This is a genomic window from Cupriavidus sp. IDO, from assembly GCF_000812465.1.
GTDB lineage: Bacteria > Pseudomonadota > Gammaproteobacteria > Burkholderiales > Burkholderiaceae > Cupriavidus.
Genome location: NZ_JWMA01000011.1, coordinates 44,331 through 53,403, shown reverse-complemented (window position 1 = coordinate 53,403; position 9,073 = coordinate 44,331). Strand labels below are relative to the sequence as shown.

General features: G+C 64.1%; 5 protein-coding genes and 2 pseudogenes. 1 reads left to right on the top strand and 6 read right to left on the bottom strand.

What is annotated here, in order from left to right; genetic code table 11:
• Positions 1-615: 615 nt before the first annotated feature.
• Positions 616-2,654, bottom strand: a pseudogene (locus RM96_RS03965) (ParB N-terminal domain-containing protein).
• Positions 2,655-2,733: 79 nt separating this feature from the next.
• The gene (locus tag RM96_RS03960) at positions 2,734-3,561 is read right to left on the bottom strand and encodes a DUF932 domain-containing protein (protein WP_039007931.1); all 828 of its coding nucleotides are present in this window, start codon (positions 3,559-3,561) and stop codon (positions 2,734-2,736) included.
• A 965-nt stretch (positions 3,562-4,526) separates the two neighbouring features.
• Between RM96_RS03960 and RM96_RS03955 the strand changes: the two are divergent.
• A pseudogene (locus tag RM96_RS03955) lies at positions 4,527-5,144 on the top strand (LysE family translocator).
• 119 nt (positions 5,145-5,263) lie between these two features.
• On the opposite strand, the gene RM96_RS40780 reads toward RM96_RS03955, so the two are convergent.
• The 4 genes from RM96_RS40780 to RM96_RS03940 form a co-directional block, all read right to left on the bottom strand.
• Complete coding sequence (locus RM96_RS40780; protein WP_082016411.1) at positions 5,264-5,569, bottom strand: hypothetical protein; 306 nt, start codon at positions 5,567-5,569, stop codon at positions 5,264-5,266.
• Between the two features lie 59 nt (positions 5,570-5,628).
• Entirely contained in the window at positions 5,629-6,030 is a 402-nt protein-coding gene (locus RM96_RS39815; protein ID WP_238587074.1) for a hypothetical protein, read from the bottom strand.
• Between the two features lie 198 nt (positions 6,031-6,228).
• Positions 6,229-7,467, bottom strand: a complete 1,239-nt coding sequence (locus tag RM96_RS03945) for an MFS transporter (RefSeq protein WP_039007927.1) — start codon at positions 7,465-7,467, stop codon at positions 6,229-6,231.
• A complete protein-coding gene (locus RM96_RS03940; RefSeq protein WP_039007925.1) occupies positions 7,464-9,065 on the bottom strand; it encodes a carbamoyltransferase C-terminal domain-containing protein in 1,602 nt (533 codons plus the stop codon). The genes RM96_RS03945 and RM96_RS03940 overlap by 4 nt, the downstream gene beginning before the upstream one ends.
• Between the last annotated feature and the right edge of the window lie 8 nt (positions 9,066-9,073).

The window sequence follows — 9,073 nt, the reverse complement described above, 5'->3', positions numbered from 1 at the left end:
CCCATCCCCTTGGTTCCGGTTGTTCAGACGACCAAGGTTAACAGCTTGCCGGAAAGGTTAACAGCCCCCTCTGGGTCTTTTTGAAACGGTCTCTAAGGGACGCATGGGCCGACCTCGCCCGAAAGGAGTCGTGGCCGACTCGGCATCCCCGCGTGACAGCTGCACCGGATTGCGCCCCAACGCGGGTCAGGCCTATTCTCTCAACGAGGAGCGAGGACGCCCCTGCCGCAGCTTGCGGCGACGTCTTCGAGGCATTGGCGCGAAAGCTCCATAGCGGTCGGGCGGCGTATCCGTGAGCCGCCCGTTGTGACGTGGTGGGCGACGTTTTGCCAGCATCGAGGAGGGCACGCTTTCACACAACCTGGTGCAGCAAGCCAGGGCGTAGCCCACGCGCCCTGCCCATTGCGGCGGAGCGCTATCGAAACTTTGCCCGCCTCTGCGGGCACCGATCGCTGGTCCGCGAGCAAGGCTCTTGCTCGCGGCCACGTCGCCGCCTGGCCGAAGGCGGCGACGTGGCGTTTTTTGCTGTGGACGTTGAGACCGGGCGCGGCAGATCTGCCGCGCCCGGTTTTGAGCGGACGCCCCGGCGCAGTGCGCCAGGGCGATGCAGCTACGTCATGCGGCCAGCGTGCTGGCTGCCACTTCGCCGGCGGCCTCGTCCGGCGCATCCGCTGCACCTGCTGCTGCCTGCGCGCACGCCTCCGGCTCCGGGTCGTGCCCGTTCGTGAACAGTGCAGGCATCCAGCCGGTGCCTTCGGCCAAGCGTTCGGCTTCGCTGGCCATGTCGCCCTTCTTGAGCTTCGCCAGCCGGGCAGCGTGCGAGGGCGCGAACTGCCCCACGACTTCCAGAATCACGGCCTTGGAGACATGGCGGAAGTAGCCATCTGCGGTCGGCTTCCACCATGCGGCCATGTCCAGCCCGACCGCCTGCGCCAGTTCCACGCCAGGTTGACTCTGCATCGCGCGGGGCGTCACCACGTCCACCGTGGCCGCAACGCACACGGCAAGCAGCCGCACCAGCTCGCCCTGCTCCATCGCCAGCAGCGCGGCGAACAGTTCGGCGCTGTCCTGTGGCAGCTTCTCCCGCCATGCTTGCTGCAATTCGCGTAGCGCCACGGCAGCGGGTGACTCCGGCCAGTCCGGGGCCGGACCTTCCAGCCGGTCTTGCACGTTCAGGCGCACGCCGAGCGGCAGACGGTCGCCATGGGCGCCAGTCCGCACGACGGCCTGCACCAGGCTATGCACCAGCGCAGCCAGCGCCACTTGCGGATGCCGAGCCACTTCGATTTGCAGCGCAGCGGTACGGTGCGCGCTCAACCGCTGCGCCAGCCTGTCAGACAGGCCGACAGCGACCTTCACCGACCCAGCCGCCTCGCCCTCCGCGTCATTCGCGCCCTCGCCTCCGGCAACACCCTGCCGCAGTCGTTCGAGCGTGCGCAGCGCCTTGGCCTCGGCCTCGCGCAACAGCCCGCGATGCAACACCGCCTCGCCGCTGCGGTCGACGGTGACAATGGCACCGGCAATGGCACGCACGTCCGGGGCGTACCCCTGCAAGGCATCCTCCACGGCTTGCCGTTCAGCGGTCACCTGCCCGCATCGCTGTTCCAGCGCCTCGATCTTTCCCTCATCCACCCGTAGGCTTCCTCCAGTTCGGCGTCGATCTTGTCGAGACGGGACTGCAGCGATGTGACGCGGCGCGCCTCGCGGCGGGTCGGCTCACGACGCTGGCGCGGAGCGTTCTGGAATGCCTGCCGCTCGGCGTAGCTCAGGTGCGGCACCGCTTCGATCCACGCCCACCCCTCGGCGCGAACCCCTTCGGCCAACATATCGAGCATCCCTCGCGCCAGCGTTTCCAACAGTGCTGCATCGGTCAGGTATTTGCCGCTATCGTCGTCGGCGAACAAGTCGCAGCGGATGCCGCCACCCGCCGCCGTATAGGCGTCCAGCCCGACGAACTGCACCAACGGGTGCGTGGCGTCGATCTCACGCTCGGTCAGGCGTTCGCGCAGTGCGGATGCGCCCCGCTGCCATTCCGGCGCGCCGTAGAACGCCGCTTCCTGCGCGGCGTGATCGTCGGTAATGGTCAGGGCCATCAACTGCTCCAGCGTGAGGCCACCCGTTCGATAATCGGCCATCAAGCGCGGCGACACGTTCGCAAGCTTCAGGCGGCGCTGCACGACCAGCGGGGCCACGCCAAAGTCGGCGGCAATATCCTCGATGGGACGGCCTTCCTTGACCAGCGCGGCGAACGCCTCGAACTGGTCGGCGGGGTGCATCTGCTCACGCAAGAGGTTTTCGGCCAGGCTCACGGTACGGGCGGAGGCGTCTGGCACCAGCAGGCACGGCACTTCGTGGTCTGCGGCGAAGTGTTTCCTCTTCACCAGCAACTTCAAAGCGGTCAGGCGACGATCACCGGCCACCACTTCGTAATGCTTGCCATCGGCAGCAAGGATCACGACAAGGTTTTGCAGCAAGCCGACGCGGGCAATGCTGGCGGCCAGTTCGGGGATGGACATGCGCGCGGTCGTGCGAGCGTTGCGCTTGGAACGGCGCGCCAGCAACTGCGAAAGCGCAACCAGCATCAGGTTCTTGGTCGGATCGGCCACTTCCAGGGTGGTGATGGCGCGATCTTCGGCTTGGGTAACGGCGTTCATCGTGGTATCTCCATTCGTGACAGGCACAGCAGCGAGAGGAACGGAGGGGCCTTTAATGGTGAAAGCCCCTCCGCGAGGGTCAGGCCTTCAACTGGCGCATGCCATCAGCCAGCAGCCACAGGGCGCGATTCAGGCGGATGTCGCTATCGATGCCCTGTACGGGGCGGGTGCGCTGGCGGCGCCCGTTGACCGCGCGAGCGGACAGGCCGCCTTTGATGAGGTTTTCCTGCGTGCGGTTGAACACGCTCCATAGGTCGGCGCGGCGGTCATCCAGGCGACGCGGCATCAGGACTTGCGATGCCGTAATCGGCGCGGGCTTCTCCGGGTCGTCGTACTTGAGGGCCAGCGCGGCGCGGGCGAACACCTTCGACTCCCCGTCGTCCAGCGTGACAGCCTGCATGGCTTCTCGGGATTCCTGCACGCGTTCGAATCCGCGCAGAACCTCGTAAGCCCCCTCGATGACCTGCCCGGCCACGTCGCCCTTGTGGGGCACGCGCACATCGGCGACGGTATCGCCGCAAACAAGGCCGTTCTGGCACACGAAGCGCAGCATGCCGGCCAGCATCTGGTAGCTGCTCGTGCCATCGTGCGAATTCAGCAGAATGATCTCGTTGGCCTCGCTGCCATTGATCTGGCTGGCGTGGCGCAGCCGGATCAAGTGCTTGGTGTATTCGCGGCGGTCGTCCTGCCGCACGCGTGTCTGACAGACCATGAAGGGTTGGAAGCCTTCGCGGCGCAGCTCGTCCAATACCGTGACGGTGGGGATATAGCGGTATCGCTCTGAACGACTGCCATGTGGGGCTACTGCGAAGATGGACGGGGCTACGCTGCGGATTTGGTCGTCGGACAAGGGGAATTCCGAGCGCAGCACCGGCGAGAGGGAAGCGAAGCGGGATGCAAGTTGCATGATCTTTCTCCTGACAAGGGTTAGCTGTCGAAAACCACCGGATTCCTAGATTCGGAGCCCGCCTTTCGGCTTTTCCGGTGGGGTCGGCGCGGAGACCTGGGCCGGCCTCGTTGCCACCGTCTTTCCTGAGTTCATCGCCCGCGACGGTCAGGAGCGCGCGGACGGGGGCCGTCAAGGAGAAAAGCGCCGGGTTGGTGCGGCCCACAGGCGAAGCCGAGGACACGGCCCGGCGCGCCTTGATGGCACACGGCCGCGGGCTACAGTCGCCGACAAGGTGATGAGCGAAAGAAGACGGCTGGACAGGCAACCGGCCGCAATTGGCGCAGACCCCACGCAAGCGAAGCGCGCAGGCCCGGATCAGGAAGCCGGGCCGGAGGCGTCAGCCGAGCGGAGCGAGGGAACGATGGAAGCCCGACAGGGGCGAGACTCGCGCAGCGAGGCTCGATGCGCCGCACGACAGCGCGCCCGGCCATGTGCTCTTGGCCGGGGACGCCCAGACTTCAAGGTGGAATGCGCTGCATATCCAGCAAGGTGATCCTCGTGCTCAAGGCATCATGATGCTGGTTCTGCCGCTACTGTAGCGGCTGTCTTCTGGCCGATTCGGCGCGAGCCGGCCCGGCGGTATTACAGGGGCGCCAAGCCACGCGCGGCGGGGATGGGCCGCAGGCCGATTCCCCGGAGAGCAAGCGCAGCGCGCAGCGCCGAAGGCGCGGAGGCTTCGCACCTGATGCACGCCCCTTGTCCAGGAACATCAGTCGCACGCTGCGCTCCAGCCGGGCCTAGCGCTCAGCCTCGCGCAGCAACGTGGGCACAGTCTTTTTTTTGGGGGGGCGGGCGCCGGTGCCACGCATGCGTTCGAGGCTGCCTGAGCTTATCCCCTGCCATTTGACGCCCCCAAAATTTCATGGATAACTCTTATCACCTCATTCCCAAGAAGAGAGCCCACCATGACCCTTCACACTTGACTGGCCTCCATCGGCACCAGCATCATCATCCTGCTCATTCCCGGCCCGACCATCTTGCTGGTGATTGGTGATTCGCTGGCCAACCGCGGCCGCTCGGCCTGGAGCACGGTCGCGGGCGTGGCGGCTGGCGATACGACCGCGATGACGGTCTCGCTGGCCGGCGCGGGCGCCCTGCTGGCAGCCTCGGTCACGGCGTTTACGGCGCTCAAGCTCGTCGGCGGTTCGTACCTCGCGTACCTGGGCATCAAGTCCATCGTGAGCGCTCGCCGCCTGCGCGACGACGCACCCGAAACTGCCATCCCCGTGCAGCAGCAATCCGCGCGCCGCCGCTTCCTGTCGGCTTGGACGGTGACCGCGCTAAACCCCTAGAGCATCGTCTTCTTCGTCGCCTTCGTGCCGCAGTTCATGTCGGCCGATCAGACCTTCCTATCGCAAAGCGTGATCTTGCTGCCGACCTTCGTGTGCCTGGCCGTCGCCAACGCGTTGATGTATGCGCTGGCCGCCAAGCTGCTTGCCAAGCGACTGACCAGCGCGGCCGCGCAGCGCCGCTTCGGCTACACCGGCGGCGCGGTCATGGTGAGCGCGGGCACGCTCACTCTGGGCATGGAATCGGCCTGATCGCACCACGGGCCGAAGGCAGCACAATACCCGCAGCTACCTCCGCGCCGCGACCGCCGGCGCGCACGGCCATCACAGGTCACCTCTGCCGCTCAAGAGGGCGATGTTCACGGCGTCGATCATGGTGACTTTCCCGCCGCGCCTCGTGCCGAACCGCCATGCGTCGGCAACGGCCATGGTGCCCCGGACTCGATATCTGGATGTCGTGGCTCGCCTGAAGCGACTCCGTGTCTGTCGCGTAGTTCGTCGATATGAACAAAGCAGGCCGACACTAGGCTTGCCTCGTTGCCGGTAGAAGTGCGCGCCATCTCAAATAGGTGCTTGCGAAGCGACGGCGCGGGCGTGCTGATCTGTTCGTAGGCCCCCACCCAGTCTGACGACGGTCGTTGCTCCACGACGAGGTGCTCGATTGCTTTGCCGAGCATCCCATCAAATGCTCTTCCACTGGAAGCGTGACTGCCAACTAGAAGTGGGGTGCGGGGGCCTATGGATACGCACGTACGCAGGGCCGCCCCGTAGGGCGGCCGATCACGTAGACGAGGCGCATACGCTCGTCGATGATCGTTGTGGCTTGGAGTTCGGACGGTGGGATGCAGTACACGTTAGCGCGCCCATATGCCGCACCGCTGACCAGCGCCTCCACAGCTATGCGGAAATCGCCGTGGACGTCGCGTTCCGGCGCAACGAAATCCACCATGCCGGCAAAGGTGCGCGGCGCCCATATCACCCCGTAGTCGACTTCCGAAGCCCAGTGAGTGACCGCGTTGAATGGCGAAAGACCGTTGGCGTTCGTCACACTGAAAGCCTGCGCCGTGTGGGGCGCCGCGAAAAGCGCTGCCAGAGACGCTGCAGCCAGCACGGCGCGGAGTGATGTGTTTGATTTCACGATAGTCAATCCATACTGTGGAATAAAATTCAAAAGAACCGACCGCGACGACAATTTGCTCAGCGAAATTTCATTTCTTCGATGAGGGCAAGATGAGAATCAATGAAAGAGGCCGTCATCTCACTGCCTACTGGCGTCGTTAACTCTGCTGCAGAACCCGTGCCGCGGCTGCCGCATGGTCCGGCTCTGCATGCGGTCTCATGGACGTTCTTGTTCGACCGGCGGCTTCAGGAGTGGCGGCTGCATCCCGGTTCGCGGTGCCCGTCCAAGAACACCTCCGATCACGATGGCGATCGTGCCGCTTAGGACGAAGACGAGGGAGATTCCCAGCGGTTTGGCCAGCGCCGCGCCGGCCAACGGCCCCAGTACCAGGGCCGCGAGCTGCACGCTTCTGGCAGTGGCGCTGACAGTGCCGATGGACTCGAGCTGGCATTGTTGCTGCATGGCGACCCCGAAGCCCATGGCCGTGAGACCGTAGAAGCAGCCGTTTGCCACCCAGAATGCCAGCAGCAGCCAGACCGGCATGCCGATAGCCGCCCAAGCCAGCAATCCCGGGATCGCCACCGTCAACCCGAAACCCGCCAGGCCGATGGTTGCCGTGCAATGTCTGCTTCCCGCATGAACCTGCTTGAAGATCAGGGCGCCAAGAATGGCACCGGCCGCGGTACTACTGACGATCATGCCGAAGGTGGCAGCGGGCATGCCTTTCTCTTTCAGGAAAAGCGCCAGCAAGGGGTCATACAAGCCAAGAATTGCCGTCTGGGAGACGGCAGCGACGAAAGCCCGCCTGAACACTGCATTGTCGCGCGCCAGCAAGAACAGTGCGTGGAGGTGGCGGCGTGCCTGCTTGCCGCCTTCTTCACGCTTCGACATCCCGACTTGCTTTCGCAGCGGGTACACACACAGGATGCCGGCCAGCCCCAATGTCGCGGACAGGCCGAATCCGGCCATCGGATGATGCAGGCTCGCCATGCCCGCTCCCACCAGCGGTGCACATATCTTGGTCAACTGATCGATGGTGGTCATGATGCTGGCGTTGAAAACAAACTGTTCTTTCGACAGCATCATCCGGACAATGACCTGCTCTGCGGGCATGGCACCAAGGTTAGCCAGGCCTTTGAGGAAGACCAACAGAACAAAGAGGTGAATGTCAGGGGCGAAGAGCAGCAGAAGGGAAGTAAGAGCGCGCGCCAGGTAGCTGACGACAAGCATGGCGACAGGACTGACGCGATCCGCGAGCGCGCCAAAGAACGGGCCGAGAAGTAATCCTGGCAGGCCATACAAGGCGGAAGCCACGCCGATGGTGGCCGCATCGGCCTGCCAGTAGTACCCAAGCAGCGAAAAGACCAGCGTGAAGTCCACCCAGAGAATGGTTGAACTCAGCACGCGGGCGGCAGCAAGTGTGCGGTATCCCGGCACCGATTGCAGGTTCGTCATACAGTCATTGTGTTTGTGGACCTGCGCGGATCCCGGCTGAACAGTACGCCGTCGATAGCGAAGCCATCCAGCCCCGCGCTCTCTGCGTAACGTACAAGATCGGATGTCCGATTGATGAAGCCAGTACCGTTGAAGTTCAGCGACGTGTTGCATAGCACCCCGAAATGCGTCAGCGCCTTGAACTCGGAAAGCAGTCGATACAGCAGCGGATTCTGTACGGCATTCACGGACTGGACCCGGGACGACCCGTCGACGTGGGTAACGGCCCGCAACCGGTCGCGGGATTTCACCTTGCAGAAATAGAGCATGTACGGACTCGGGCGTTCCAGATCAAAGTGGGTCGCGATCTCTTCCTCCAGACAGACGGGGGCGATTGGCCGGAAGGATTCTCGTCGCTTGATCGTATTCAGCCGGTCGAGCATCGTCTTGTCGAACGGCGCAGCGAGAATGGAGCGGTTTCCCAGCGCTCGGGGCCCCATCTCGGCACGGCCGGCAACCCATCCCAGTACGTTGCCGCGCTGCAGCGCGTCCGCGATGGCTTCCGTTCCGCCAGGCATCCGCGTGAACGGCCCAAGCTGGCGCGCCGTCGCGTATCCCACGTCATCCACAAATGTCTGGCCGCAATAGACGTTCCAGTTAAGCTTTGCATTCCCAGTAAGGTGCCATTGCGCATCGGCGGCCGAGCCAAGTGCGGAACCGACGTCATTGGCACATGGAGGGATGAAAACATCGGAAAACAGCCCGGAATCCAGCCAGCGGCGATTCCATTCGCAGTTCAGTCCGCACCCGCCCCCAATCAGCAAGGGACGTTTTTCCCGCACCAGTGGTTCCACGGCCTGGAGGAACGTGTGAAAAATCCAGTCGGATATCAGGCGTGCCACCCGCCCTGCCTGCGCCGAGTCCAGCCCGCAATTGTAGACATCGAGATGCCGAAAATCCGACTTGTGCAGGTGAGGCACGGCCAGTGGCCTGGCGAAGATCTTGTCCAACAAGGCAGCCTCGTTGCGGGACGGGGTTGTCGGCGGCGAGAACGCCGCGAGCGCCATCAGCTTGCCTGCGTCGCTCAGGCGAATCTGCCCGCGCGCGAGTGAGAATGTTGGATCGACCAGACCGTAGGCAAACGCATAGCGGATACCCGGACCGACCATGATGTTAGCAAGGCGTTCCATGCCGAGCGACGCGTCGATCGAGTAGAACGCGCCGATATGTCCCTCCCAGATCAGCGCGTAGCACGGTTCGCCTTGCGGAAAAGGAGACAGCGCGTATGCGCTCATCAAATGGGAGCGCTCGTGCGACGAGCTGACCCATCTGACGGGCTGCCCGAAGCACTTGCTTTCCAATACAAGCGGAGGCTCAAGACCCAGGTATCCCGCCCCAATGGCGCGCCCCGTGGGATCGGCGCCGGTGGACCAGCCGCTGGTCACCAGGACGTCTGGCATCTCCGGCGTGTGTCGCATGGCGTCGAGGAAGTCCGTGGCACCGATCGGGGCGTATCGCATGCCAGAGTCCTTTTCGGCTTCGAAGGAGAACTCGAGACGGCCGTCGGCAACATACGCCAGACTGCCATCGTGACCAAGCTTCATGGCGAGCAGGCGCATTACGACTC

What these genes read in the sequence shown, in the direction of transcription:
- RM96_RS03960 (WP_039007931.1), bottom strand. Translation starts at nt 3,561, where the DNA reads ATGCAACTTGCATCCCGCTTCGCTTCCCTCTCGCCGGTGCTGCGCTCG.
- RM96_RS40780 (WP_082016411.1), bottom strand. Translation starts at nt 5,569, where the DNA reads ATGCTCGGCAAAGCAATCGAGCACCTCGTCGTGGAGCAACGACCGTCG.
- RM96_RS03945 (WP_039007927.1), bottom strand. Translation starts at nt 7,467, where the DNA reads ATGACGAACCTGCAATCGGTGCCGGGATACCGCACACTTGCTGCCGCC.
- RM96_RS03940 (WP_039007925.1), bottom strand. Translation starts at nt 9,065, where the DNA reads ATGCGCCTGCTCGCCATGAAGCTTGGTCACGATGGCAGTCTGGCGTAT.